The sequence below is a fragment of the Pantoea nemavictus genome, assembly GCF_037479095.1.
In the GTDB taxonomy this organism is placed as follows: Bacteria; Pseudomonadota; Gammaproteobacteria; order Enterobacterales; family Enterobacteriaceae; genus Pantoea; species Pantoea nemavictus.
Map to the genome: position 1 here is coordinate 2,437,440 of NZ_JBBGZW010000001.1, position 24,764 is coordinate 2,462,203.

Annotated in this window: 24 protein-coding genes; 14 read left to right on the plus strand and 10 right to left on the minus strand. The window is 54.5% G+C overall.

The genetic code is table 11. The features are described 5' to 3' along the window. Positions 1–82: 82 nt before the first annotated feature. Positions 83–1,654: an AbgT family transporter gene (locus WH298_RS11110; RefSeq protein ID WP_009128555.1), complete on the minus strand. Its 1,572-nt coding sequence runs from the start codon at positions 1,652–1,654 to the stop codon at positions 83–85. 173 nt (positions 1,655–1,827) lie between these two features. Here WH298_RS11110 and gntR point away from each other — a divergent pair, with 173 nt between their 5' ends. The 3 genes from gntR to gntU all read left to right on the plus strand — a co-directional run bounded on the left by gntR (position 1,828) and on the right by gntU (position 4,845). After that, positions 1,828–2,823, plus strand: a complete 996-nt coding sequence (gntR, locus tag WH298_RS11115; protein ID WP_180822860.1) for a gluconate operon transcriptional repressor GntR — start codon at positions 1,828–1,830, stop codon at positions 2,821–2,823. Between the two features lie 142 nt (positions 2,824–2,965). Then, positions 2,966–3,502: a gluconokinase gene (gntK, locus tag WH298_RS11120; RefSeq protein ID WP_036621490.1), complete on the plus strand. Its 537-nt coding sequence runs from the start codon at positions 2,966–2,968 to the stop codon at positions 3,500–3,502. Between the two features lie 2 nt (positions 3,503–3,504). Next, positions 3,505–4,845: a gluconate transporter gene (gene gntU / locus WH298_RS11125; RefSeq protein ID WP_180822861.1), complete on the plus strand. Its 1,341-nt coding sequence runs from the start codon at positions 3,505–3,507 to the stop codon at positions 4,843–4,845. A gap of 82 nt (positions 4,846–4,927) precedes the next feature. On the opposite strand, the gene WH298_RS11130 is transcribed toward gntU, so the two are convergent. The 6 genes from WH298_RS11130 to WH298_RS11155 all read right to left on the minus strand — a co-directional run bounded on the left by WH298_RS11130 (position 4,928) and on the right by WH298_RS11155 (position 11,234). Next, on the minus strand, positions 4,928–6,553 hold the full coding sequence (locus WH298_RS11130) for a Na/Pi cotransporter family protein (RefSeq protein ID WP_049851269.1): 1,626 nt from the start codon (positions 6,551–6,553) through the stop codon (positions 4,928–4,930). 110 nt (positions 6,554–6,663) lie between these two features. Beyond that, positions 6,664–7,656, minus strand: a complete 993-nt coding sequence (locus tag WH298_RS11135; RefSeq protein WP_180822862.1) for an ABC transporter ATP-binding protein — start codon at positions 7,654–7,656, stop codon at positions 6,664–6,666. Positions 7,657–7,658: 2 nt separating this feature from the next. Then, positions 7,659–8,444: an ABC transporter permease gene (locus tag WH298_RS11140; protein ID WP_009128570.1), complete on the minus strand. Its 786-nt coding sequence runs from the start codon at positions 8,442–8,444 to the stop codon at positions 7,659–7,661. Positions 8,445–8,454: 10 nt separating this feature from the next. Further along, on the minus strand, positions 8,455–9,300 hold the full coding sequence (locus WH298_RS11145; RefSeq protein ID WP_009128572.1) for an ABC transporter permease: 846 nt from the start codon (positions 9,298–9,300) through the stop codon (positions 8,455–8,457). Beyond that, positions 9,300–10,109 carry an alkaline phosphatase family protein gene (locus WH298_RS11150; RefSeq protein ID WP_180822863.1) on the minus strand — a complete coding sequence of 270 codons (810 nt, stop codon included), beginning with the start codon at positions 10,107–10,109 and terminating at the stop codon, positions 9,300–9,302. Before WH298_RS11150 ends, WH298_RS11145 begins: the two co-directional genes overlap by 1 nt. Positions 10,110–10,172: 63 nt before the next feature. After that, a complete protein-coding gene (locus tag WH298_RS11155; protein WP_009128577.1) occupies positions 10,173–11,234 on the minus strand; it encodes an ABC transporter substrate-binding protein in 1,062 nt (353 codons plus the stop codon). Positions 11,235–11,458: 224 nt separating this feature from the next. Between WH298_RS11155 and WH298_RS11160 the strand changes: the two genes are divergently transcribed. The 4 genes from WH298_RS11160 to ubiA all read left to right on the plus strand — a co-directional run bounded on the left by WH298_RS11160 (position 11,459) and on the right by ubiA (position 14,141). Then, a complete protein-coding gene (locus WH298_RS11160) occupies positions 11,459–12,157 on the plus strand; it encodes a UTRA domain-containing protein (RefSeq protein WP_009128579.1) in 699 nt (232 codons plus the stop codon). Positions 12,158–12,227: 70 nt separating this feature from the next. Continuing rightward, on the plus strand, positions 12,228–12,638 hold the full coding sequence (gene psiE, locus WH298_RS11165; protein WP_008109934.1) for a phosphate-starvation-inducible protein PsiE: 411 nt from the start codon (positions 12,228–12,230) through the stop codon (positions 12,636–12,638). Between the two features lie 92 nt (positions 12,639–12,730). Continuing rightward, positions 12,731–13,249 (plus strand): chorismate lyase, encoded by a 519-nt coding sequence (ubiC, locus tag WH298_RS11170; RefSeq protein ID WP_180822864.1) that lies wholly within the window; start codon positions 12,731–12,733, stop codon positions 13,247–13,249. 7 nt (positions 13,250–13,256) lie between these two features. Continuing rightward, positions 13,257–14,141: a 4-hydroxybenzoate octaprenyltransferase gene (ubiA, locus tag WH298_RS11175; protein WP_009128586.1), complete on the plus strand. Its 885-nt coding sequence runs from the start codon at positions 13,257–13,259 to the stop codon at positions 14,139–14,141. Positions 14,142–14,188: 47 nt separating this feature from the next. Here ubiA and plsB read toward each other — a convergent pair whose 3' ends face one another. Next, positions 14,189–16,612 (minus strand): glycerol-3-phosphate 1-O-acyltransferase PlsB, encoded by a 2,424-nt coding sequence (gene plsB, locus WH298_RS11180; protein ID WP_009128588.1) that lies wholly within the window; start codon positions 16,610–16,612, stop codon positions 14,189–14,191. Positions 16,613–16,738: 126 nt separating this feature from the next. Here plsB and WH298_RS11185 point away from each other — a divergent pair, with 126 nt between their 5' ends. The 4 genes from WH298_RS11185 (at position 16,739) to WH298_RS11200 (ending at position 19,662) form a co-directional block, all read left to right on the plus strand. Continuing rightward, on the plus strand, positions 16,739–17,107 hold the full coding sequence (locus tag WH298_RS11185) for a diacylglycerol kinase (protein ID WP_180822865.1): 369 nt from the start codon (positions 16,739–16,741) through the stop codon (positions 17,105–17,107). Between the two features lie 105 nt (positions 17,108–17,212). Next, positions 17,213–17,827, plus strand: a complete 615-nt coding sequence (gene lexA, locus WH298_RS11190; RefSeq protein ID WP_009128593.1) for a transcriptional repressor LexA — start codon at positions 17,213–17,215, stop codon at positions 17,825–17,827. A 136-nt stretch (positions 17,828–17,963) separates the two neighbouring features. Next, positions 17,964–19,286 (plus strand): MATE family efflux transporter DinF, encoded by a 1,323-nt coding sequence (dinF, locus tag WH298_RS11195; RefSeq protein ID WP_049851545.1) that lies wholly within the window; start codon positions 17,964–17,966, stop codon positions 19,284–19,286. Positions 19,287–19,449: 163 nt separating this feature from the next. Next, a complete protein-coding gene (locus WH298_RS11200; RefSeq protein ID WP_180822866.1) occupies positions 19,450–19,662 on the plus strand; it encodes a CsbD family protein in 213 nt (70 codons plus the stop codon). Between the two features lie 73 nt (positions 19,663–19,735). Here WH298_RS11200 and zur read toward each other — a convergent pair whose 3' ends face one another. After that, a complete protein-coding gene (gene zur, locus WH298_RS11205) occupies positions 19,736–20,257 on the minus strand; it encodes a zinc uptake transcriptional repressor Zur (RefSeq protein WP_009128600.1) in 522 nt (173 codons plus the stop codon). A 452-nt stretch (positions 20,258–20,709) separates the two neighbouring features. Between zur and WH298_RS11210 the strand changes: the two genes are divergently transcribed. From WH298_RS11210 to pspG, 3 genes are all read left to right on the plus strand, one after another. Further along, the gene (locus WH298_RS11210) at positions 20,710–21,960 is read left to right on the plus strand and encodes a conjugal transfer protein TraF (protein WP_009128602.1); all 1,251 of its coding nucleotides are present in this window, start codon (positions 20,710–20,712) and stop codon (positions 21,958–21,960) included. Positions 21,961–22,068: 108 nt separating this feature from the next. Further along, on the plus strand, positions 22,069–23,067 hold the full coding sequence (gene dusA / locus WH298_RS11215) for a tRNA dihydrouridine(20/20a) synthase DusA (protein WP_180822867.1): 999 nt from the start codon (positions 22,069–22,071) through the stop codon (positions 23,065–23,067). A gap of 250 nt (positions 23,068–23,317) precedes the next feature. Further along, positions 23,318–23,584: an envelope stress response protein PspG gene (gene pspG, locus WH298_RS11220; RefSeq protein WP_009128606.1), complete on the plus strand. Its 267-nt coding sequence runs from the start codon at positions 23,318–23,320 to the stop codon at positions 23,582–23,584. Positions 23,585–23,780: 196 nt separating this feature from the next. On the opposite strand, the gene WH298_RS11225 is transcribed toward pspG, so the two are convergent. Continuing rightward, complete coding sequence (locus WH298_RS11225) at positions 23,781–24,764, minus strand: quinone oxidoreductase (RefSeq protein ID WP_180822868.1); 984 nt, start codon at positions 24,762–24,764, stop codon at positions 23,781–23,783.

Here is a 24,764-nt window from a genome sequence, read left to right on the forward strand (position 1 = left end):
TGACATCTGGGTAAGCACGACATTGCTCACATTGCTTCCAAGTATTATTTAGCCAGCTCGGGTGCTGGCTTTTTTTTTGCTTTTACATGGTGTACCAGGTTGCCGCGCCGGGCCCAACCGGCAGATTGAACACGAACACCCACAGCACAAACAGCAGCGTCCAGCCAATCATAAACACCACCGAATACGGCAACATCATGGCCACCAGCGTACCGATGCCCATGTCACGACGATAGCGCGCCGCCACCGCCATAATCAGGCCAAAATAACTCATCATCGGCGTTATCACGTTGGTCACAGAATCGCCAATGCGGTAAGCCGCTTGAATCACTTCTGGCGCAAAGCCCACCAGCATCAGCATCGGCACAAAGATCGGTGCGGTAACCGCCCATTGCGCCGAGGCGGAGCCAATCATCAAATTGATAAAGCCGCAGATCATGATGAAGCAAACAAACAGTAGCGGTGCGCCCATATCCAGTGATGCCAGCAGATTGGCGCCTTTCACCGCCACCACGGTGCCGAAGTTGCTCCAGTTAAAGAACGCCACGAACTGCGCAGCAAAGAATACCAGTACGATGTACATGCCCATGCTGCTCATGCTGGCAGACATGGCGTTGATCACATCACGATCGTTGCGCATATTGCCGATGAGTCGGCCATACACCATGCCTGGAATAGCGAAGAAGACAAAGATAAACACCACAATGCCTTTCAGGAAAGGCGAGCCCGCCAGCGTGCCGGTTTTCGGATTGAGCAACACGCCGTAACCCGGAATGACGGTTAGTATCAGCAGCATTGTGACGCCCAGTACCGCCCAGCCGGCACCTTTCAGCGCCCGACGTTCAGTTGCTGTGAGCGCGCCCATATCGCCACGCACCGCATCGCCCTCGCTATCCTGATATTTGCCCAATTTCGGTTCGACGATGCTGTTGGTAATCCATGTACCCAGAATGGAAATCACGAAAGTGCTGACAAACATGAAGTACCAATTCACTTCCGGGCCAACATGGTAGTTCGGATCGATAATCTGTGCGGCGCTTTGGGTAATACCCGACAGCAGCGGATCGATGGTGCCGAGCAATAAATTCGCACTGTAGCCGCCTGAAACCCCAGCAAACGCTGCAGCCAGGCCCGCCAATGGATGACGGCCCAGCGAGTGGAAAATCATGGCCGCCAGTGGAATCAGCACCACATATCCCAGCTCCGAAGCCGTATTGGAGATAATACCGGCGAAGACGACAGTGAAGGTGATGAGCTTTTTCGGTGCGTTAAACACCAGTGCGCGCATTGCTGCCGAGAGCAGCCCCGAATGTTCGGCAATGCCCACGCCGAGCAAGGCAACTAGCACGGTGCCGAGTGGTGCGAAGCCGGTGAAGTTGGTAACCAGATTGCTGACAATACGCTGCAGACCTTCGGCACTCATTAGGCTAACCACGTGAATCACCCCATCCGGCGCGCGGCCCGCCGCCCCAATAGGGCGCGGATCCATGACGCTGACACCGAAGGCCGCGGCAACGGCTGATGCGACAATAATAAAGAGCGCAAAGATCGCGAACAGCGTTATTGGATGGGGCAGCAGGTTGCCGAGCCACTCAACGGTATTCAGAAAGCGTTCAATAGGACGCCTGGTGGATGCAGAAGTTTGGTCCGTCATGATTGTCCTTGTTATGTCTTTAGGTGCTAATTTGCAGGACTGCCGATGCTCTTTGTTCTCACTCTGATTAGCTACAAGACCCTTCTCGTTAGTTCAGCCGTAAGGTTTCCCACAAAACCTGAACCTGACAAAAAATGATAAACTCGGGTTACCTTTGATCTCAGGCGCACACGATGAAGAAGAAAAGACCGGTATTACAGGACGTTGCCGATCGCGTCGGCATCACAAAAATGACCGTCAGCCGCTACCTGCGCAATCCCGATCAGGTCTCAGCGGCGCTGCGCGACAAAATCGCTGTGGCGCTGGATGAGCTCGGTTATATCCCCAATCGCGCCCCCGACATGCTCTCTAACGCCACCAGTCGCGCTATCGGCGTGCTGCTGCCTTCGCTGACCAACCAGGTTTTTGCAGACGTGCTGCGCGGGATTGAAGCCGTCACCGATGAAGCAGGTTATCAAACGCTGGTGGCGCACTTTGGTTACAACGCGCAGAAAGAGGAGCTCCAGCTGCGTTCGTTGCTCGGCTGGAACATCGACGGCGTGATTCTCACCGAGCGCACTCACACGGCAGGCACGCTGCGCATGCTGGAAGTGGCGGGCATTCCGGTGATTGAGATGATGGATTCGGTAACGCCGTGCCTCGATATGGCGGTGGGCTTTGATAACGTCGAGGCGGCACGTCAGATGACGCATGCTATCCTGAAAAAAGGGCATCGCCACACCGTTTATCTCGGCGCACGCCTTGATGAACGTACCCTACAGAAACAGCAAGGTTATGAAAAAGCGATGCGCGAAGCCGGGCTGACGCCGCACAGCGTGATGATGGAAGATGCTTCTTCATTCAGCGCCGGCGCGCAGCTGCTGTGCGAAGCGCAGAAGCGTTATCCTGAGACCGATAGCCTGTTCTGTACCAACGATGACCTGGCGGTTGGCGCGATGTTTGAGTGCCAACGCCAGGGATTGCGCGTGCCGCAGCAGATGGCGATTGCCGGTTTTCACGGTCACGACATTACGCAAGTGGTGAATCCGCGCCTCGCCACGGTGTTAACGCCGCGTGAGCGCATGGGTCGTGAATCGGCGGCGATGCTGCTGGCGCGCATTGGCGGCGATCGCAGCGCCACGCAACCATTGGATGTCGGTTTCGAAATTGCCGAAGGTGACAGCATCTGATTTTGGCGAATTTATGAGTCAGTTCACACTTTCGTGCTTTTCCGCCTAACAAGGGTTGCCAGCCTTTGAGTGGGCTCCGACAATGATGACTGAATTTGTTATCGGTAACATTGGGCAGAAATCACTGCCGGAGCGCAAAACAATGACTACGCCATCTCCATCGCACCACGTCTTTATCCTGATGGGCGTTTCCGGCAGCGGAAAATCTGCCGTCGCCAATCAGGTCTCTCACCAGTTAAACACTGCGTTTCTCGATGGCGATTTCCTCCATCCGCGCAGCAACATCATGAAAATGGCCGATGGTCATCCGCTGGACGACAACGATCGCCAGCCGTGGCTGCAGGCGCTGAATGATGCGGCGTTTGCCATGCAGCGCACCCAGGAAATCTCGATTATCGTCTGCTCGGCGCTAAAAAAGTCCTATCGCGACATCCTGCGTCAGGGCAACGAGAACCTGAAGTTTATCTATCTGCAGGGCGATTTCGAGACCATCGAATCCCGTTTGAAGGCGCGTAAAGGTCATTTTTTCAAACCGCAGATGCTGGTGACGCAGTTCGCTACGCTGCAGGAACCCGGCGCGGATGAGCCCGATGTACTGGTGGTTGATATCAATCATTCACTGGATGAGGTAGTTGCGGCCACGGTTGCGACCATTGAGGGTGCAATCAACAAGGGTTAGTCATGAGTACCGCAACGCTAGTATTAACCGCAGCAGGCTCTGTCCTGCTGTTGCTGTTTTTGGTGATGAAAGCGCGTATGCACGCCTTTGTTGCCCTGATGTTAGTCTCCATTGGTGCCGGTCTGTTTTCCGGCATGCCGCTCGATAAAATCGCCGAAACCATGGAAAAAGGCATGGGCGGAACGCTCGGCTTTCTCGCTATTGTGGTGGCGTTGGGCGCGATGTTCGGCAAAATCCTGCATGAAACCGGCGCGGTCGATCAAATTGCCATCCGCATGTTGAAAACCTTTGGTGAAAGCCGCGCGCACTATGCGATGGGCGTCGCCGGGTTAATCTGCGCGCTGCCGCTATTTTTCGAAGTGGCGGTGGTGTTGCTAATTAGCATTGCGTTCGCGGTGGCGCGTCGCACCAAAGGCAATTTAGTCAAGCTGGTGATTCCGCTCTTTGCCGGGGTGGCGGCGGCGGCGGCGTTTCTGTTGCCGGGACCGGCGCCAATGCTGCTGGCTTCGCAAATGCACGCCGATTTTGGCTGGATGATCCTGCTGGGCCTGTGCGCGGCAATCCCGGGCATGCTGATTGCCGGTCCGCTGTTTGGTAACTTTATCGCGCGTCACGTCAGCTTTAGCGCCCCGCCGGAAGATCACCAACCGGAAGTGGAAGAGGGCAAACTACCGTCGTTTGGCTTTAGCCTGGCGCTGATTCTGTTCCCGCTGCTGTTGGTCGGTCTGAAAACCATCGGCGCGCGCTTCACCACGCCGGGTACCCATTTGTATGAGTGGCTGGAGTTTATCGGCCATCCGTTCACGGCGATTCTGCTGGCCTGTCTGGTGGCGATTTATGGCCTGGCGTACCGTCAGGGCATGGATAAAGAGAAGGTGATGCAGGTGTGCGGCAGCGCGCTGCAGCCGGCGGGCATTATTCTGCTGGTGATCGGTGCGGGCGGCGTGTTTAAGCAGGTGCTGGTGGATTCGGGTGTGGGCCCGGTGCTGGGACACGCGTTGATTGGCGCAGGTATGCCGATTGCGCTGGCGTGCTTCATTCTCTCCGGTGCGATCCGCGTGATTCAGGGCTCGGCTACCGTGGCGTGTTTAACCACCGTGGGTTTGGTGATGCCGGTGATTGAGCCGCTGCACTACAGCGGTGCGCAGCTGGCGGCGCTGTCGATCTGTATCGGCGGCGGCTCGATTATTATCAGTCACGTGAATGATGCCGGCTTCTGGCTGTTTGGCCGCTTTACCGGCGCCACCGAAGCCGAAACGTTGAAGACCTGGACGCTAATGGAAACCATCCTCGGTACCACTGGCGCGATTGTCGGAATGATTGCGTTTAGTTTGCTGTCGTGATGTAAAACCCGCGCAATAAATTGCGCCGCTACGGAATGCAAATGTTTGTAGCGGCGCGATTTATCGCGCGTTTTTGAACTTATCAATCCTCATCCCGCTCGTCATCCGGCTGATCTAACACCGTGTACGCCACGGCGCAGAACAGCGAATTCAAACGTTTCATATCGCCCAATAATCCAAGATGCAGCGAGCTGGTTTCAATGCTTTGCACATTTTGCAGATGTAAACGCTCGACGTGCGCGTGGGAGAAGCGGCGAATCAGAATGCGGAAACGATGCTTGGAGCGGCGCAGGCGTTTGGCACTGGTGACATCGTGCGACAGAAACACCGACAAACTCAGGCGCAGGTTATACAGCACCTGCTCCTGCAAGGTTTGCAGCTCCTCCAATCCTTCCGCCGAGAAGGCGCGGCGCGCGGTCAGCGACTTATCCGCTACGTCGGCGCACATGCGTTCAATAATATCGCCCGCCTGTTCCAGATTGAGCGCCATCTCAATGATCTCCGCCCAGCGGCGGGAATCATCCTCCGGCAAATCCTCTTTCGGCATGCGCGCCAGATAGAGTTTGATCGCGGTGTAGAGCACATCCACATCATCATCCAGCCGCCGCACCGCGCGCTCTTCTCGCAGGTCGCCGTGCACCACTTTATTGAATGACTCAATCATCTGCTCGACCACGTCGCCAATACGCAGCGTTTCGCGCGAGGCATTTGCCAGTGCTAACGCCGGCGTATCCAGCGCGCTACTGTCGAGATGTTTGGGTTTCAGATGGGTTTCATTCTCCGCATCGTCATCAATCATGCGGCGGCACAGACGCGCCATCGGCTCGGCAAACGGCACCATCACTAAGCAGCGAATCAGGTTGTAGAACACGTGGAAGAATATCACCAGCTCCTCATCATTGACCGGTAATTTGTCGAGGATGTCGGCGACGAAATTGACGAACGGCAAAATGGCGATGCTGCCAATCAGCTTGAACAGCAGGCTGCCGAGTGCAACACGTTTACCGGCGGCGTTGGAGCCGCTGGCGTTGATCATTGCCAGTAAGCCGCTGCCGAGGTTGGCGCCTATCACCAGACAAAGCGCGACTTTAAACGAGATGACGCCGGTTGCCGTCAGCGTAGCGGTAATCAGCACCGCCGCGAGGCTGGAGTAACTGATGATGGCAAACACCGCGCCAATCAACGCATCGAGCATCACGTCGCCAGTTAGCGTCGAGAACAGCACCTGCACGCCTGCCGCCTGGGTAATCGGTTTGGCGGCGGCGACAATCAGCTGCAACGCCAGCAAAATCAGCCCCAAACCTATGCTGGCGCGGCCCAGCTGACCGCCGCGCGTCTGCTTGCGGCTGAGGAAAAACACTACGCCAAAGAAGATAAACAGCGGCGAAAGCCACGTCAGATCAAAGGTCAGGATGCGCGCCATGATGGCGGTACCGACATCGGCACCCAGCACCACGACCAGCGCGGGCGTGAGGCTCACCAGATTCTGCGCGACAAAAGAGGTGACGAGCAGCGTGGTGGCGTTACTGCTTTGCACCAGCGCTGTGACGCCAATCCCGGCGAGAAACGCCATCGGTTTTTTTTCGACGCTGCGGCTGAGTACACGACGCAGATCGGCACCGTACACGCGCATGATACCGGTACGCACGATATGCGTGCCCCACACCAGCAGCGCAACGGCAGAGAGTAGATTAAGCAGAGTTAACACGGTTAAAGGCTCCTCATCCGTCAGGCGCAAACAACACCGATTGCCAGCCTGACGGTGAGCGCAACCGGTAAAACCTTCGCCGCGTTGCGTTGCCCATTTTTTCGTTTAAATTAAGCGACCTGGCGCAACGTCGACATCTCTAACTGTAGCCCAATCTGCATGCCAGCGGGGTGCAAATCTGCCACGCTACGGTTGAGGACATCAATCGATAGCTCGATGTTTTGTGCGCGCACGCGATAGCGGATCACGTTGCCGAGCAAGCTATGGCTGAGGATGGTGGCGGGAATGCCATCCTGTGGCGCACATAGCCGAATTGACTCGGGACGAATCGCCACCTGGCCGCTAAATGTTTGGCCGGTAAGCTGCAATGCCTGCTCGGCGCTCAGCAGGTTGTAGTTGCCAATAAATCCGGCGGCGAACAGATCGGCTGGCTCGGTATATAGCCTCTCAGCGTTGCCGTTCTGCACGATCTTGCCACGATTCATCAACACGATGCGATCGGACATCGTCAACGCTTCTTCCTGATCGTGGGTGACGAACAGGGTGGTGAGTTTTAGCTCTTTTTGAATATTACGGATCTGTTCGCGCAGATGACGGCGAATACGCGCATCCAGCGCCGACAACGGTTCGTCCAGCAGCAGCAAGCGTGGACGCGTCACCAGCGAACGTGCCAGCGCCACGCGCTGACACTGTCCGCCCGAAAGCTGATGCGGATAGCGGCGCGCGAAATCGGTGAGTTCGACCAGCGCCAGCACCTCCATCACGCGTTTTTGAATATCGCCGCTGGCCAGCTTCTGCATCTTCAGACCAAACGCCACATTCTTCTCAACCGTCATATTCGGAAACAGCGCGTAGCTCTGGAACACCATGCCAATGGTGCGCTTCTGCGGCGGCAGCGGCACGATATCCTGACCTTGCAGCAGCACTTTACCGCTATCAACGTCAGTCAATCCGGCGATGCAGCGCAGCAGCGTGGATTTGCCGCAGCCGCTTGGGCCGAGCAGGGTGACAAACTCGCCCTCTTCGGCGCTAAAATCGATGTTTTCAAAAATGGCGGTCGGGCCGTAGCTTTTATTCAACTGAGTGACGTTCAGATAACTCATGGTCAGCCTCGTTCAGGATTGAGGGCATTCGCCAGCCATGTGACCAGCAGAACGACGGCAAAATAGGAGATCACCAGCGCACTGGTGAAGTGGCCGCTGCCGTTGCGCATGTTAAACAGATAAACCTGCAAGGTTTCATAGCGGGTGCCGACCAGCATGTTAGCGAAGACGAATTCACCAATCAGGAAGGAGAAGGAGAGCAGCACCGCGATAAACACCCCTTTACGCAGGTTTGGCAGCACCACAAACAGCGCAGCCTGCCAGGTGCTGGCGCCGAGCAGCTGGGCGGCATCAATCAGCTCTTTTAGGTTGATCGCCTGCATGTTGTTGGAGATGGCGCGGTAGATAAATGGCAAAGCGATGGTGAAGTAGCAGCCGATCAAAATCCACGGCGTGCCGGTCAGCATCAAGGGTGACGACGAATAGAGCTGCAGCAGGCCGACCGATGACACCACCGGCGGCACGGCGAACGGCATCAGAATCAGCACATTCATTACCGCATCCAGTTTCGGATAGTAGTAAGCGATCACAAACATGGCGGGCAGCACCAGCACCAGCGAGAACAGCAGCGCACCGAAGCAAACCAGCAGCGAATGTCCCAGCGCCGTCAGGAAACGTGGATCGCTCCACAGCGCAGTCAGCCATTTAAGCGTAAAGCCCTGCGGCAGAATAGTGTCGCTCCAGCTGGTGGAAATGCCGTACAGCAGCGTCGCCAGCAGCGGCGCGGCCAGGATGCACAGCAGCAGCCAGACAATCAGGCGATGGTAAAATTTTTCCGCGCGAGACACGTGTGGCTCCTTAAGACGCTTTGGCGTTGAGATAGCTGCGGCGCACCAGATATTGCTGCACCACGGTAATCAGCGCCATGATCAGCACCAGCAGCATCGCCAGGGCACCGCCGGTATTGGGATCGAGTGAGATATCGCCGGATACCAGCGCCGCGATGCGCACCGGCACCACGTTAAAGTTGCCGGTTGTCAGCGCGTAAATGGTGGCGTAAGCACCGAGCGCGTTAGCCAGCAAAATCACGAAGGTGCCGAGTAGCGCCGGGAACAGAATCGGTAAACCGATATGCCACCAATAGCGCCCGCGCCCCGCGCCCAGCAGCGCGGCGGACTCCTGCCAATCCTGCCGCAAGCCATCAAACGCCGGATAGAGCAGCAAAATGCCAAGCGGGATTTGGAACCAGGTGTAAACCAGCACCATGCCGTCGCGCGAGAACAGCTTAAAGCCCTCCAGCACGCCGTAATGGCGCAGCAGCAGCGTCAGGCAGCCGTTCAGGCCAAGCAGGATGACAAAGGCAAACGCCAGCGGCACGCCGGCGAAGTTGCTGGTCATGTTGGTAAATGACATTAAAAAGCGCTGAAAACGCCCGCTGCCGAGTTGATGTAACGAATATCCAGCAATCAGCGAGATCAGCAGACCATAAATGCTTGACCAGATGGAGATATCCAGCGACAGGCGAAAGGCCTGTAAATAGAATGGCGAAGTGAGAATATCGCTATAGTTATCAATGCCCCAACGCTCATTCATGTCGCTCCAGAAGCTGTTGATAGCAATCCACAGCAGCGGTGCGAGCTGAAACGCCACCCAGAACAGGGCAAAAGGCAGCAGCAGCAGGGAAGCGAGCGTTTTTCCTTTCATTACTGCGGCTCCGCCAGTAACGCGCGGCAAACTGGCTTATCATGCTCAACGCCGAGTAACTGGCAGACGATACCGCATAGCTCGGTCTGCTGGGGTTTGAGATCCGGCTGCAGTGAAAAACCGGCGCCAAACACAAACAGCGGCACCTGCGTCTCTTCGGGCAAAATGCCGCCGTGCGAGCGGTCATCGTTCATGCCGTGATCGGCGGTGACAATCACCTGATATCCGGCTGCCAGCCAACCGGGCATCCACTGCGACAGGTAACCATCGGCCATGCGCGCGCGGTTGCGATATTGCGGCGATGACAAACTGTGTTTGTGCCCGGCATCGTCAATGTTCATCGGGTGGATTAGCAGGAAGTCCGGATCGTGGCGCAGGCGCAGGCTTTCCGCGTCCTCAAACAGATGGGAATCCGGATAGCCGTCGTCCCAGTAAAAGTGCCCATACTGAATCGGCAGGTCGGGTGCGATCGTATGCCGGTCGCGCGCTGCATTGAACGGGGAGTGATTGTAGAGTTCACTCACCCAGTGATAGGCGGCCGCAGCGGTGGTGAGACCGGCTGCACGCGCATAATGGAAGATGCTGCGCTGATTACTCAAGCGGCTGACGCCATTATGAATAATGCCGCTGCGCACCGGTGGAATGCCGGTGAGAATGCATTCATACAGCGGACGCGACAGCGAAGGCAGCTCGCAGGTCAGCGTGTAATACTGGCCGTTGCCCTGCGCGCATTCGGCAAACAGATAGCCCATCGCGTGCTGCGCTACCTGATTGCTCAGGCCATCCAACACTACCAGGATTGTTTTCATCCCTTCTCCTTTATGGCAATCGTTAATCCAGGTGCGCATAAATGCGCACCCTACAAAACAACGTTACTGTTTCATATTGATGATGACGTTCTCCTGCCACAGGCGCGGCAGCATTTTCGACGTCTTATCCCATGCCGCTTGGTCTTTGATTGGACGGGCATTTTTATACTCAGACTGCGGTAACAGTTTGGCCTGCACGTCAGCCGGCAGGGTTAAATGCTCAGCACGAATCGGACGCGCATAGCCTTTCGCCAGGTTGATCTGGCCTTCATCAGACAAGATGTATTCACGCGCCAGCTTGGCGGCATTTGGGTGTTTAGCGTACTTGTTGATGATGGTGCTGTAGCCTGAGGTGACGGAACCATCGGAGGGGATCACCACTTCGTAGCGATTTTTGTCGATTTGATCGCGATAGTTCAGACCGTTGAAGTCCCACACCACGGCAACTTGAATTTCGCCTTTCTCGATGTTGGCAATCACCGGATCGGTTACGCCAAGACGGCCCTCTTTCGCCAGGTCACCGAAGAAGCTCAGCGCCGGTTTAACGTTCTTCTCGTCACCGCCCATGGCGTAGCTGGCCGCCAGAACACCGTTGGCCGCTTGAGCTGCAGTACCGACGTCGCCGATAGTGACCACATACTTACCTTTCTTTAAATCGGCCCAGCTGTGTGGCACATCTTTCACCTGCTGCTTATCGACCAGGAAGGCGATGGTGCCGGTGTAGGCCAGCATCCAGTTGCCATCCTGATCTTTCGCCCAGCTCGGAATTTGATCCCAATGCGTTGGCTTATAAGGTTGTGCTACGCCTTTCGCGACGGCAATCGGACCGAAAGCGGCGCCCACATCACCGATATCGGCGCTGGCGTTCTCCTTCTCTGCAGCAAATTTTGCCAGCTCTTGCGCAGAAGACATGTCAGTGTCGCTGTGCTTCAGACCATATTTGCTGCTGAGATCACTCCAGGTATCTTTCCAGTTGGCCCAGCTATCTGGCATGCCGACGCTGTTAACCTGGCCTTCAGCGCGCGCGGCTTTTTCTAACGCGGCGAGGTCATTATCTGCAGCTTGCGCGGCAGGCAGCGCAAGCAGTACGGCACTGGCTACTACAGAGGCGATAAACGCTTTCATCTCGATTGCTCCCGGTATATGTTGTGGGACTTCTTGGTCTAGTCCAGCAAGAACCGAGCCAATGTAGCCCGAGTAGATGAAGGTTTTATGACCATGGTGGTGAAATGTGGTGTGGCGCGACGATCCACATGCGGTTAAAGCGCGCTAAAGCGTGGGTTGACTCTTGTCACAGTGTAGTCATCGAACTGTCATAGTGCAGATTTGCCCCAAAATGAGGCTGAAAAATGTTGTCAAAAACGGCGGATATGATTGCGGCAGGCGTGCGGGAACGCATTGAAAACGGTGAATTTGCCAGCGGTCGTTTGCCTGCGGAGCGCGCGTTAAGCGAACACTATTCCACCACGCGCATCACGCTGCGTGAGGCGTTGGGTTTGCTGGAAGCGCAGGGCATAATTTATCGCGAATTGCGCCGTGGCTGGTTTCTCGCACCGCCGCGCCTGGTTTATAACCCTTCGCATCACAGCCATTTTCATGCGATGGCGGCCGAGCAAGGTCGCGTTGCCAGCACCGAAGTGCTTGAAGCGCGTGAAGTGCCAGCCCAGTTGGCGATTGCGCATCATCTGCAGCTGCTGGAGGGCGACAAGGTGTACCGCATTCGCCGTTTGCGCCGCATTGACGGCCGCGCGGTGTTGTATGTTGAGCATTACCTTAATCCAGCCTATTTCCCGGGCTTGCTGGATGAAGATCTCACGCGTTCACTCACCGATCTCTATGACCAGCGCTACGGCATCCGCTACGGTGGCGCGCGCTTTACTATTTTGCCGGGGCCACTTCCGGTGCGTGCTGCGCCTGCGCTCAATGTCGCCAGCGGTACGCCGGGCTTACTGATTACCCGCATCAACCGCGATCAGCACAAGCGAGTGATTGATTGTGACTGCGAGTTCTGGCGCTACGACGCACTGTGCGTGGATGTTGAAGTATAAATATTGTGATTTTGATCACGCTACAGCATGATAGCGTCAGAAAGTTCTTGAGAGACTAAGGCGCGAAAAAATGACAATAAAAACAGGGGTTGGGCAGTACATTTCATTAGCATTGCAGTGGGTGCTCAACATTGGCCTGATTATTCTGGCCATTATTCTGGTGGTGTTTCTCGGTAAGGAAACCATTCATCTGGCCAATGTGTTGTTCAGCACCGGTGAGCAGACCTCTTCTTATCTGCTGATTGAAGGCATCGTGATCTATTTCCTCTATTTCGAATTTATCGCGTTGATTGTGAAGTACTTTCAGTCGGGCTATCACTTTCCGCTGCGCTATTTTATCTACATCGGTATCACCGCCATTATTCGCCTGATCATCGTCGACCATAAAAACCCGTTTGATACGCTCTATTATTCAGCGGCGATTTTGATTCTGGTAGTGACGCTGTGGCTGGCAAACAGTAACCGCCTGAAGCGCGAGTAATTACTCTTCTTTATCTGCCGTGGCACAACGAGCCGTGCCACGCATTCTCCTCTGCGTTAAACTAGGGCAACTTTTTTTCCGGAGATGTCCTGATGTCGCATGACGCGCTGCGCCAGTTACGCGCACTGCACTGGCTGCCAGCCTCTTCCCCACGGCTTTCTGCCCCTTTACTCGACTGGTTACTCGAAGAAGATTCCATGACGCGTCGCTTTGAGCAGCATTGCCAGCAAGTGACGGTAGAACTCATTCGTGAAGCGTTTATTGGTGCCGATGAGGTAACGGATGAAGCTGAATTTCTGCCGGCTGATCAACGCTTTTGGCTACGCGAAATTGTACTGTGCGGCGATGGCGAACCCTGGCTGATTGGCCGCACCGTGGTGCCGGAAAGTACCCTTCACGGCCCGGAGCAGATGCTGCAACAGCTGGGTACGCGCCCGCTTGGTCGCTATCTGTTTTCTTCATCGACTCTAAGTCGCGATTTTATCGATCCTGGCCAGGTAGACGATTTGTGGGGACGTCGTTCCCGCCTGCGTTTATCAGGCAAACCGCTACTGCTAACCGAACTGTTTTTACCGGCGTCGCCGCTGTATCGCGCGCTGGAGCAAGGATAAAACCACTGTGCAAAACACCTTACCCATGACCAAATGGCAGGCTTACTGCCGCCTGATGCGTATCGATAAACCGATCGGCACCGTTCTACTGTTGTGGCCGACGATGTGGGCGCTGTGGCTCTCGGGCATGGCGATTCCGCCGCTACCGGTGCTGCTGGTGTTTGTGCTCGGCGTCATCGTGATGCGTGCTGCAGGCTGCGTCATCAATGACTATGCTGACCGAAAAATCGATGGCCACGTCAAGCGTACCGCATCACGTCCGCTGGCCAGCGGCGCGGTAACGGAGAAGGAAGCCAAACTGCTGTTTGCCGGGCTGGGAATAGTAGCCTTTATGCTGGTACTGACCATGAACACCATGACCATTTTGCTGTCGTTTGGCGGTCTGGCGCTGGCATGGGTCTATCCGTTTATGAAACGCTACACGCATCTGCCGCAGGTAGTTCTGGGGGCGGCATTTGGCTGGGCTATTCCGATGGGGTGGGCGGCAGTTAGTGAGTCCTTACCTTTGGTGTGTTGGTTGGTATTCATCGCTAACATCTGCTGGACGGTGGCCTATGATACGCAATATGCGATGGTGGACCGCGATGATGATCTGAAGATTGGCGTGAAATCCACAGCGATCCTGTTTGGTCGTTATGACAAACTGATTATCGGTTTACTGCAGCTGGCGACGCTTGGCCTGATGGTACTGGTGGGCATGATGCTCAATCTGAATGGGGCATTTTACTGGGCGCTACTGCTGGCGGCAGGCTTATTTGTGCATCAGCAGAAACTGATTGCTCAGCGCGAGCGCGATGCTTGCTTCCAGGCGTTTCTGAATAACAACTATGTGGGCATGGTGCTATTTATCGGCATTTTGCTCAGCACCGTACCGTTCGCCGATTTGCTGTAAACAAAAAAGGCGCACCGAAGTGCGCCTTTTTATCGCTGGTCGCCAGGTTAATCGTGCGCGACCGCGCTCTCAATCGTCAGACGCACATCGCTGGTCACTAACTCCGCCAGCATTTGCCACATCATATGACTCCGTTCTGCATCAGCATCGCCTTTATCACTGATGTAACCTTCATCACGCAGCGTTAGCACCAGCGCAGTAAATACCGCTTTATCAAAGAACTCTGGCGCGTTAATGCCGTGCAGCACTGACAGGCGTTGAGCCAACGTGCGGCTCTCCTTCTCCAGCGTGCCGCGGTTAATGGCCGGTTTTGCGCTGAGAATGGCGAAGGTAATCGCAAAGCGCTGTAGCGTTTCACGAATACCTGCCGCCAGCAGCTGCAGCGAACGGTGACGCGCCGGTGTCATTTTCAGCATGCCGTCTTGCAGTGTGATCAGCCCCTGGCGCGCCATCTCGGCGCACAGAGCGTTGAGCACCGCAGGCAATTCCGCTTTATCCCAACGCAGGAACAGCTCGCTCTTCAACATCGGATACACCAGGCTAACCTGGCGCAGCAGCTCAACATCGCTGATTTCGCGATGCTGCTGCACAATGGCGGCAATCAGCGACGGCATCACCAGCATGTGATGGATGTTGTTGCGATAGTAGGTCATCAGCACCGCCTGCTCGCGCGGCAGAATGATGATGTCGCCAATGTTGTCTTGCTCAGTCTCGAACTTGTTCATGCCCATGGCGTGATCAAGTAGCGCTTCGGCGCTCATATCCGGTACCGTTGCTTCCGGTGAATACGGCACGTTGCGCAGCAGTTGGGTGTAGCACTCAAGCTGCTCAATCAGTTGTTCGCGCGTCAATGAGCGCTGACGTGAGGCCAGCAGCGCGGTGACGCACAGGTTCATGGCGTTCGCCGCACCCGCTTCGTTGATGCGTACCATCAGCTTCGCCGCAATATCATTCACGGCTGGCGTCATCCAGGCAGGACGTTGTGGTTCGATCGGATCGATCGCGTCACGCCATTCCGGCACGTTTTTGTTGAGGTAATTCATCAACGGCAGCGGTTCGCCAAAGTTGACATAGCCCTGACCAAGATTGCGCAACTTACGTAAGCCGCGCACCATCTGCAGGAAACTCTCTTTCTCTTTGGCGGCGCCACGCAACTCTTTAGCGTAAGTACCCACTTCCATTACGTGCTCATAACCAATGTAAATCGGCACGAAAGTGATGGGACGACTGCCGCCACGCAGCATCGCCTGCAGCGTCATCGATAAGGTGCCGGTTTTCGGGTCCAGCAAACGTCCAGTGCGTGAGCGTCCGCCCTCAACAAAGTACTCAACCGAATAACCACGGCTAAACAGCTCGCCAAGGTATTCGCGGAACACCGTGGAGTAGAGCTTGTTGCCCTTGAAGGTACGACGAATAAAGAACGCGCCCAGACGACGGAAAATCGGGCCTGCTGGCCAGAAATTCAGATTGATACCTGCGGCAATGTGCGGCGGCACCAGGCCCTGGTGATAGAGCACATAAGAGAGCAGCAGGTAGTCCATATGGCTGCGATGGCAGGGCACATAGACAATCTCATGGCCATCCTGCGCCAGCTGACGCACGCGCTCGCCACCGTGGACGGTGATGCCCTGATAAAGGCGGCTCCACAGCCAGCCCATTACGCGGTCGGTCACTTTAATCGCTTCGTAAGAGAAGTTTGCCGCCACTTCTTCCATCATTTCGATGGCATTCTGCTGAGCTTTCTCATGCGAAATCTTTTTACTACGCGCTTCATCTTCGACTGCTTTTTCAATCGCTTTGGATTGCAACAGCTTATTGAAGAGGTCCTGACGCGCGGGCAGACGCGGTCCGACAGCGGCCAGGCGCTGGCGGGCAAAGTGAATGCGCGCGACACGTGCCAGTTTCTGCGCAATCGACTTGTCGGTGCCGTGTTCGGTCGCCATCTGGCGCAGCGATACGGTTTGCGAGAAGCGAACGAAGCTATCGCGGCCGTGCCACAAAATGGCGAAGAACTTCTGCACGCCATTCAGAATACGCAGATGCGGTGTCGCTTCTCCCTGAATTTCACGTCCCGGCGCACGACCAAACATCACCGCAACGGGTAACATCTGGACATCGAGCTGTGGGTTGCTGCGGTGCAAATCGAGATAGTCGTGGAATAGCTTTACTGATTCCGGATTCGCCACGAAATAGGGAATAACGCGCGGGCCATCGTGAATAAACACGTGGCGCGGTAGCAAGGTGCCATCGATCTCCAGTGGAGCCAGCGGATCGGGCAGATCATGTTTCAGACATTGCGCCCGTAGCGTGAGAAGGTCAGCCTTTGAATCATAAGGCAAAACATACATCACTGGACGTGTCGGATCGATCCCGTGTTCAGAGACGGGATCGGTCGGAATGACCTTACTTTTTACCAAAATAGAGAGTGGTAAATTCAATAATTTGTAATAGAGTTTACGCCAACCTGACATAGACAACTTAAAGCCTCTTGTTAGCAAAGCGCGGCAAGCATACCAGAAAGCGCAGCGAAGATCTGTGGCTCTGCCACCTCCCACTGCCACACATTGACGTCAAAATAGTTCAAGGGTTCCATAAACATGGCAAATAACGTCACCGGTCTAGTAAGAATAGTGAAAGCAGCCGGTTATTCCTGGCAGGGCTTGCGTGCCGCATGGCAGCATGAAGCCGCATTTCGCCAGGAGGCGATTGCCGCGCTGGTGGCTATTATCGTGGCCTGTTGGCTGGATGTTGATGCCATTTCCCGCGTGTTAATGATTGGTTCGGTGGTACTTATCATCATTGTTGAAATCCTTAATAGCGCCATCGAAGCGGTGGTAGACCGCATCGGTCAGGAGCAGCATCCGTTAGCCGGGCGTGCCAAAGATATGGGATCGGCTGCCGTGTTGCTGACTATCTTACTGGCTCTGTTTGTCTGGATCGCGCTGCTCTGGACGCATTTGAGATAGGGATTCCAGATTCATCAATGCGCTGATTTTTCCCTCTGTTACGGTTTTCATTTCGCGAATACCTGTATATACTCACAGCGACTGTATAAACAACCAGGGGGCGGGATGAAAGCGCTAACTGCAAGGCAGCAACAGGTCTATGACCTGATTCGCGACCATATTAACCAGACGGGCATGCCGCCAACGCGTGCGGAAATTGCTGCGCAACTGGGTTTTCGCTCGCCCAATGCTGCTGAAGAGCATCTGAAAGCGCTGGCGCGAAAAGGCGTTATTGAAATTGTTTCCGGCGCATCGCGCGGGATACGCCTGCTGATGGAAGAAGAGCCGAGCGAAGGTTTGCCATTAATTGGCCGCGTCGCTGCTGGCGAGCCGCTGCTGGCACAAGAGCACATTGAAGCGCACTATCAGGTTGATGCCAACCTGTTCAAACCCAGCGCCGATTTCCTGCTACGCGTTAGCGGTATGTCGATGAAAGATATCGGCATTATGGATGGCGATCTGTTAGCGGTGCATAAAACTCAGGAAGTGCGTAACGGCCAGGTTGTGGTGGCGCGCATTGATGATGAAGTCACCGTGAAACGCTGGAAAAAGCAGGGCGCGATTGTCCATCTTCTGCCGGAAAATAACGATTTCCAGCCGATTATCGTTGATACCCGCGAGCAGTCACTGACCGTTGAAGGTTTGGCTGTGGGAATTGTGCGCAACGGCGAATGGCTCTGATCAATTTCTGATCCTCCCCAACTGCGGCGGCGTATGCTGCGCTGACCGCAGTCTGCTATTTTATTTCTCTGTGACATTTTCTGCGGCACTGTCGGGCGCATTATCACGCTGATACCGCAAACAACGGAATGCGCTGATGCAGCTGTTTTCCCCTTCAGATAAAGCACTCTGGCGGCTGGCGCTGCCAATGATCCTCTCCAACATCACCGTTCCGCTGCTGGGCGTGGTGGATACTGCAGTCATTGGTCATCTTGATAGCCCCATTTATCTCGCTGGCGTCGCCGTGGGTACCACGGCAACCAGTTTCATCTTCATGCTTCTGCTGTTTTTGCGAATGAGCACCACCGGACTGACCGCGCAGGCTTTTGGTGCGAATGATAAAAGCGCACTGGCGCGCGCCTTGACGCAACCGCTGCTCATCGCTTTAGTCTTCGGACTCTTGTTTATGCTGTTGCGCACGCCAGTAAGCAGTTTGGCGGCAGCACTGATGGGCGGCAGTCCGGAAGTGCAGCAGCAGGCGAAAATATTTATTGAGATTCGCTGGCTGAGTGCGCCGGCCACCTTGGCTAATTTGGTGATTCTTGGCTGGCTGCTGGGCGTGCAGTATGCGCGTGCGCCGATGGTGTTATTGATCGTCGGTAATCTGGTGAACATCCTGCTCGACCTGCTGTTTGTCCTCAAGCTGCACTGGGGCGTGGCGGGAGCGGCGGCGGCTACGGCGTTGGCCGAATATGTCACGCTGGGTGTGGGTTTGTGGATGGTAGCGCGGGTACTTAAATTGCGCGGTATCCACTTCACGCTGCTAAAAAATAGCTGGCGCGGTGATGCGGCGCGGTTGTTTCGCCTCAATCGCGACATTATGTTGCGTTCCCTTATGCTGCAAATCTGCTTCGCGTCGCTCACCATTCTCGGTGCGCGCATTGGCCCGGATGTCGTGGCGGTCAATGCGGTGCTGCTAATGTTCCTTACCTTTACTGCCTACGCATTAGATGGCTTTGCCTATGCGGTTGAAGCCTGTTCCGGTGAAGCGGTCGGCGCTAAAGATCGCAGCCGGTTATTGCTGATCTGGCACGCTGCTTGTCGACAAGCCTGTTTTGTGGCGGTGCTATTTGCGCTGATTTATGCCTTCACTGGCCCGCAGATTGTAGCGATGCTGACTTCACTGGAAGCACTACGCGACATGGCCGATCGCTACCTCATCTGGCAGGTGATACTGCCGCTGATTGGCGTCTGGTGTTATCTGCTGGATGGCATGTTTATCGGCGCGACGCGCGGACGAGAGATGCGAAACAGCATGGTAATAGCGGCTATTGGTTATGGCGTAGCGCTGTTGACGCTGCCGTGGCTCGGTAACCACGGTTTATGGTTGGCAGTAACGGTATTCCTGGCGTTACGTGGGCTAACACTGTGGCTAATCTGGCGGGGTCACTGGCAACGTGATAGCTGGTTTAACGCCTGATTAAGCGAAGCGTAACCTACAGATTAATCTGTAATTCTCTGCAAACTTCGAAGCGGCTACTACAATTACCTTATACGGCGCACATGAGTAGCGCGTTGTCTGGGTATATTGCCATATAGACAGGCGATATATCTATCTCACTCAGGATGAAGTGGAGGATTATATGAACAAAGACGAAGCGAGCGGAAACTGGAAGCAGTTTAAAGGGAAAATGAAGGAAAAGTGGGGCAAGCTTACGGATGATGATATGACCGTGATCGAAGGTAAACGCGATCAGCTTATCGGTAAAATCCAGGAACGCTACGGCTATGCGAAAGATCAGGCAGAGACCGAAGTGAAAGACTGGGAAAGCCACAACAAAGATTACCGCTGGTAGTCGACGACCCCTATTAAGGATGATGCTCCTACCCACCGGTCATTATGATCGGGTCGGCACAAGGATGTGCCCATTACGCTTTTCTCACCCGCTTTTTCCCCTCAACCTGGTGGTCATGTTCGCAGCTTTCGTGATGCGTACAAGCCGCAACCTCAGCACAATTCTCACACAAGCCATGTGCTTCAATCACCGTATGACGCAGTGAAAATCCCGCTTGGTCTGCCAGTGCCGCGATAGTTTTTTCTACGCCATGAGCATGCTTTTCGCTGACCGCTGCACAACCATCACACACCAGCATCACCGAAGTGTGTGCCGGCTCATCGAAATGGTGGCAAACCACATAACTGTTGTTCGACTCCACGCGATGAATAAATCCCTGTTCCAGCAAAAAATCCAGTGCACGATAGATGGTGGGCGGTTTGGCTTGCGGCTCGCTCACGCGCAGCTGATCCAGCAAATCGTAAGCGCTTATCGAACCGTTTTGCTCTGCCATTAAGCGCAGCACTTCGGCGCGTTGAGTGGTGAGACGCACGCCGCGGTCGAGGCAAAGTGATTCTGCCTGAGTAAGCAGTTGTTCGGGCGTGAGGTTTGACATAAGCATTCTCCAGGTTGCAGGTGATGTTATTTTATCACACAAATTTTTACCCTGCTGTGATTGCTTATTCCCCTTAAAAATGGCCAGAAAACTCTCGCCAATCAATAAATTATCCTAAGAATCCTCCCCACGATTTTTCTGCAATGATTTTACCTGATAAATGCGGACCGCCAGACAGCGCAACGGCGCGCGGGTTTTTGCTTTGCAACTCACCGGGTTAGCGTCTATGGTTCAAAAGGTCTTAAGTAATTTCTGGTATCAATTTACTCACTGTTAATTTTTCTGCATAAAAACACAGCGGAATGGCGCTTATGCATCCAATTCTGCGAATAGCAGTGCTATTTCCTTTTAATTCACAGCAATGAAGCGTTAGCCAGGGTTCAGAATAGCGGCTAACTAAACTGTTCCGTCGGTGAGTGGCTCAGCGACATTTTAAAGGTGATGGCAGACTCATGGTGAAGACATTATTCAGGCACAAAAAAGTAGCTTATCTTGTTGGTTTGAATGCGGTATTTCTCTCCTCGTCGGCTCTGGCAGCAGGAACATGGTATGACGCGCGTAATGATGCGATGGGCGGTACGGGGGTAGCTTCTTCTACCTGGAGTTCAGCGGTGCTGGCGAACCCAGCATTGATGACCAAAGCGCAGCCTGAAGATAACGTCAGCATTATTATCCCTTCAGCAGGGGCGCAGGTGACTGACAAAGACAAATTACTGGATCGCGTTGATGACATCACCGATACCGTCGATCGTTATCAGAATGTCATCGATAACCTGACCTTTGCAGATTACCTTAATGGTTATCCACAACTTAAAGCGGCAGCGGGCGATGTGGCTAATCAGCTCAGCGATCTACGCGGCAATAAAGCGAATGCCACCGCGGGTGTGGCGCTGGCAGTCACCGTGCCAAATGAAACGTTGCCCTTTGCTTTTATCACCAAAGCATACGGAACGGCGCATGTGCGAGCCAACGTAGCTGATAGCGATATTGCCTACCTACGCGGTGTTGCTAATGGCACCATCATTCCCGTACCGGGAGATGAAGATAATCTGCGTTCCAGCGCCAACGGCCTGGCCGCGTTAGTCACGGATTATGGTGTTGCAGTTGCGCATGAATTCTCGATTGCTGGCCATCCGGTTTCAGTCGGCGTGACGCCAAAACTGCAGAAAACCTGGTTGTATAACTACACCGCCAGTATTTATAACTACGACAAGAGCGACATCAACAGCAGCCGCTATCGCAGCAGCGATACCGGTTTCAACGTGGATGCCGGCGTGGCCACTGATTTTGGTGACAACTGGACCTTTGGCGTGACCGGTCAAAACCTGATTTCGCGCGATATCGACACCAAAGAGGTCAACGGCTACCGCGATACCTATCAAATTCGTCCGCTGGTGACTACCGGGCTCTCCTGGAATAACGGACCGTTCACGTTGGCGGGTGATGTTGATCTGACCGAAACCAAGCGCTTCAAATCGGAAGAGTCCAGCCAATATGCGGGCGTGGGCGCAGAGTATCGTGTGCTGGATTGGCTGGCGCTGCGCGCCGGTTATCGCGCCGATCTGAAATCGAATGATACCGATGTCTTTACCGCTGGTTTGGGCGTGTCACCGTTCAACAATACGGTCCATCTGGATCTGGCCGGTTCGGTCGGCAAAGACAATACCGTGGGTGCGATGTTGCAACTCGGATTTAACTTCTAACCCCAGCAAGGTTTTAATCCTGCAAACGGGCGGCTGTGTCGCCCGTTTTGCTGTGGTATCATTGCGCAGTTTCTCATCACTTAACTCACTGCGGATTTACTGCGTTTCATGACCGATACTTTCTCCTCGCAACGTTTTTCTATCGCCCCCATGCTCGACTGGACCGATCGCCACTGTCGCTATTTCCACCGCAAGTTGAGCGGCGATACGCTGCTGTACACCGAAATGGTGACGACTGGCGCAATCATTCACGGTAAGGGCGACTATCTGGCCTATAGCGAGGATGAACATCCGCTGGCGCTGCAACTCGGCGGTAGCGATCCCGCTGCGCTGGCGCAGTGCGCCAAACTGGCTGAAGAGCGTGGCTACGATGAGATCAACCTGAATGTAGGTTGTCCTTCCGACCGCGTTCAGAACGGCCGTTTTGGCGCCTGCCTGATGGCTGATGCCGCGCTGGTTGCCGATTGCATTAAAGCCATGCGCGACGTCGTGAGCATCCCGGTCACGGTAAAAACCCGTATCGGCATTGACGAGCAGGATAGCTATGAATTTTTGTGTGATTTTATTGGCACCGTGGCGCAACAGGGCGGCTGCGATACCTTTATTATCCACGCGCGCAAAGCCTGGTTGTCAGGTTTAAGCCCGAAAGAGAACCGTGAAATTCCGCCGCTGGATTATCCACGCGTCTATCAGCTGAAGCGCGATTTTCCAGCACTGACCATGGCGATAAACGGCGGTATTAAGACGCTGGAAGAGGCCAAACTGCATCTGCAGCATATGGATGGCGTGATGATGGGGCGTGAAGCCTATCAAAATCCTGGCATTCTGGCGCAAGTGGATCGCGAACTGTTTGGACGCGATACGCCAACTGTCGATCCTGTGGCAGTGGTGCGCTCGATGTATCCCTATATCGAAGCGGAGTTATCGAAAGGCATGTATCTCGGCCACGTTACGCGTCATATGCTTGGCCTGTTCCAGGGAATTCCCGGTGCTCGCCAGTGGCGCCGCTACTTGAGTGAGAATGCCCACAAGCCCGGCGCAGATGTGCGCGTGGTAGAAGCGGCGCTGGCGCTGGTTGCGGATAAAATCCCGCAGGAAGCGCTGTAATTATTGTTGTAAGGTCGCGATGGATGGCGATCCTAAGCAAGCCAGTTGTAGGGTGCGCATTGATGCGCACCGGAACCACAGCACAATAATCCCTTACAGTTGGTTTTTTCTGCGCCACAAGTTAGCAATTTCCACCACGTCTCAGGCATCGCCATTCTGGCGCTATCAATTATTTCAACGTGTTAGCTGAAGTTCTTACCTGGCACGCATCTTGTAATACTCCTGATGTTACTTACACAGGAGAACCTTCGTGGAAATTCTATTTGTTCTCGGCTTTTTTCTCATGCTGCTGTTTACCGGCGTTTCGCTGCTGGGAGTTATCGCGGCATTGGTCGTTGCCACTGCTTTGATGTTCTTCGGCGGGTTACTGGCAATTGTTATCAAAGTGTTGCCATGGCTGGTATTGGCGGTCATTGCCGTGTGGCTTTATCGTGCATTTACTACGCCATCAGGCGAGGCAAAGTTACGCAGGCTGAAAAGAAAAATCAGTGACTTAGAGAGAAAGAGCTGGCGCTAAATGCGGTGACGATCACAGACTCGAAAATTGCTTAGATCAATTCCGCAATTAAACATATTTTTTACTTATGTTTTCTGTCAGGATGATTGGCGTTGTTACAAACGAATTCATCGCCGCTGTCCCTACACCAGCGCGAACTATAAAAAAGAAAGAAAAAGGGGCTTCCTAATAGGAAGCCCCGTTTGCTTTTAGGCGATCAGGGAATCAGCAGGCTCGAACCTTGCGTTGCCCGGCTCTCCAGCACCTGATGCGCGCGCACCGCATCGCTCAAGGCAAATTTCTGCTGCTCCGGCACATTTAGCTGAATCGCCCGGCTGGCAATCAGTGAGAACAACTCGTTGCTGGCGGCATCCAGTTCTTCACGATTGGTGATGTAGCCAAACAGTGAAGGTCGGGTGACAAACAGCGAGCCTTTCTTATTCAGAATACCCAGGTCGATGCCCGTTACCGGGCCCGATGCATTGCCAAAGCTCACCATTAATCCGTGACGACGTAGGCTATCCAGCGAAGGTTCCCAGGTATCTTTCCCCACCGAGTCATACACAACTGCGACTTTCTCACCGTTGGTCAACTCGCTTACGCGCTTAGCGATATCCTCTTCGCGATAGTTAATCGTCGCCCATGCACCCGCATCTTTGGCGATTTGCGCTTTTTCCGCGCTCCCCACGGTACCAATCAGATGCGCGCCCAGCGCCTTGGCCCATTGGCAGGCAATCAAACCGACGCCACCGGCAGCGGCATGGAACAGGAAGATTTCATCGGCTTTCACTTTATAGGTTTGGCGCAGCAGATACTGCACGGTTAAACCCTTAAGGAACGAGGCTGCACCTTGCTCAAAGCTGATGCTATCCGGCAGGATCACTAATCGATCTTCGGCCACATTATGCGCTTCGCTATAAGCTCCCAGCGCGGCCTGGCAATACACCACGCGATCGCCCGTTTTAAAGCGCGTCACTGCCGATCCCACACGCTTAACCACGCCGGCCGCTTCCGTCCCCAAACCTGATGGGAATGAGCCTACTGGATATAAGCCGCTGCGCACGTAGGTATCAATGTAGTTAATACCAATCGCTCTATTCTCCACCTGTACTTCGTGTTCGGCAGGATCGGCTAACTCGAAATCGGCCCATTGCAGTACTTCGGGGCCGCCGTGTTGGTTGAACTGAATACGCTTTGCCAT

Coding starts and splice junctions, on each gene's coding strand:
- WH298_RS11185 (WP_180822865.1), top strand. CDS start 16,739: ATGGCAAATAACGTCACCGGTCTAGTAAGAATAGTGAAAGCAGCCGGT.
- WH298_RS11155 (WP_009128577.1), bottom strand. CDS start 11,234: ATGAAAGCGTTTATCGCCTCTGTAGTAGCCAGTGCCGTACTGCTTGCG.
- WH298_RS11210 (WP_009128602.1), top strand. CDS start 20,710: ATGGTGAAGACATTATTCAGGCACAAAAAAGTAGCTTATCTTGTTGGT.
- dusA (WP_180822867.1), top strand. CDS start 22,069: ATGACCGATACTTTCTCCTCGCAACGTTTTTCTATCGCCCCCATGCTC.
- WH298_RS11160 (WP_009128579.1), top strand. CDS start 11,459: ATGTTGTCAAAAACGGCGGATATGATTGCGGCAGGCGTGCGGGAACGC.
- WH298_RS11145 (WP_009128572.1), bottom strand. CDS start 9,300: ATGAAAGGAAAAACGCTCGCTTCCCTGCTGCTGCTGCCTTTTGCCCTG.
- ubiC (WP_180822864.1), top strand. CDS start 12,731: ATGTCGCATGACGCGCTGCGCCAGTTACGCGCACTGCACTGGCTGCCA.
- lexA (WP_009128593.1), top strand. CDS start 17,213: ATGAAAGCGCTAACTGCAAGGCAGCAACAGGTCTATGACCTGATTCGC.
- psiE (WP_008109934.1), top strand. CDS start 12,228: ATGACAATAAAAACAGGGGTTGGGCAGTACATTTCATTAGCATTGCAG.
- plsB (WP_009128588.1), bottom strand. CDS start 16,612: ATGTCAGGTTGGCGTAAACTCTATTACAAATTATTGAATTTACCACTC.
- dinF (WP_049851545.1), top strand. CDS start 17,964: ATGCAGCTGTTTTCCCCTTCAGATAAAGCACTCTGGCGGCTGGCGCTG.
- WH298_RS11135 (WP_180822862.1), bottom strand. CDS start 7,656: ATGAGTTATCTGAACGTCACTCAGTTGAATAAAAGCTACGGCCCGACC.
- gntU (WP_180822861.1), top strand. CDS start 3,505: ATGAGTACCGCAACGCTAGTATTAACCGCAGCAGGCTCTGTCCTGCTG.
- zur (WP_009128600.1), bottom strand. CDS start 20,257: ATGTCAAACCTCACGCCCGAACAACTGCTTACTCAGGCAGAATCACTT.
- WH298_RS11200 (WP_180822866.1), top strand. CDS start 19,450: ATGAACAAAGACGAAGCGAGCGGAAACTGGAAGCAGTTTAAAGGGAAA.
- WH298_RS11110 (WP_009128555.1), bottom strand. CDS start 1,654: ATGACGGACCAAACTTCTGCATCCACCAGGCGTCCTATTGAACGCTTT.
- WH298_RS11225 (WP_180822868.1), bottom strand. CDS start 24,764: ATGGCAAAGCGTATTCAGTTCAACCAACACGGCGGCCCCGAAGTACTG.
- gntK (WP_036621490.1), top strand. CDS start 2,966: ATGACTACGCCATCTCCATCGCACCACGTCTTTATCCTGATGGGCGTT.
- gntR (WP_180822860.1), top strand. CDS start 1,828: ATGAAGAAGAAAAGACCGGTATTACAGGACGTTGCCGATCGCGTCGGC.
- WH298_RS11150 (WP_180822863.1), bottom strand. CDS start 10,109: ATGAAAACAATCCTGGTAGTGTTGGATGGCCTGAGCAATCAGGTAGCG.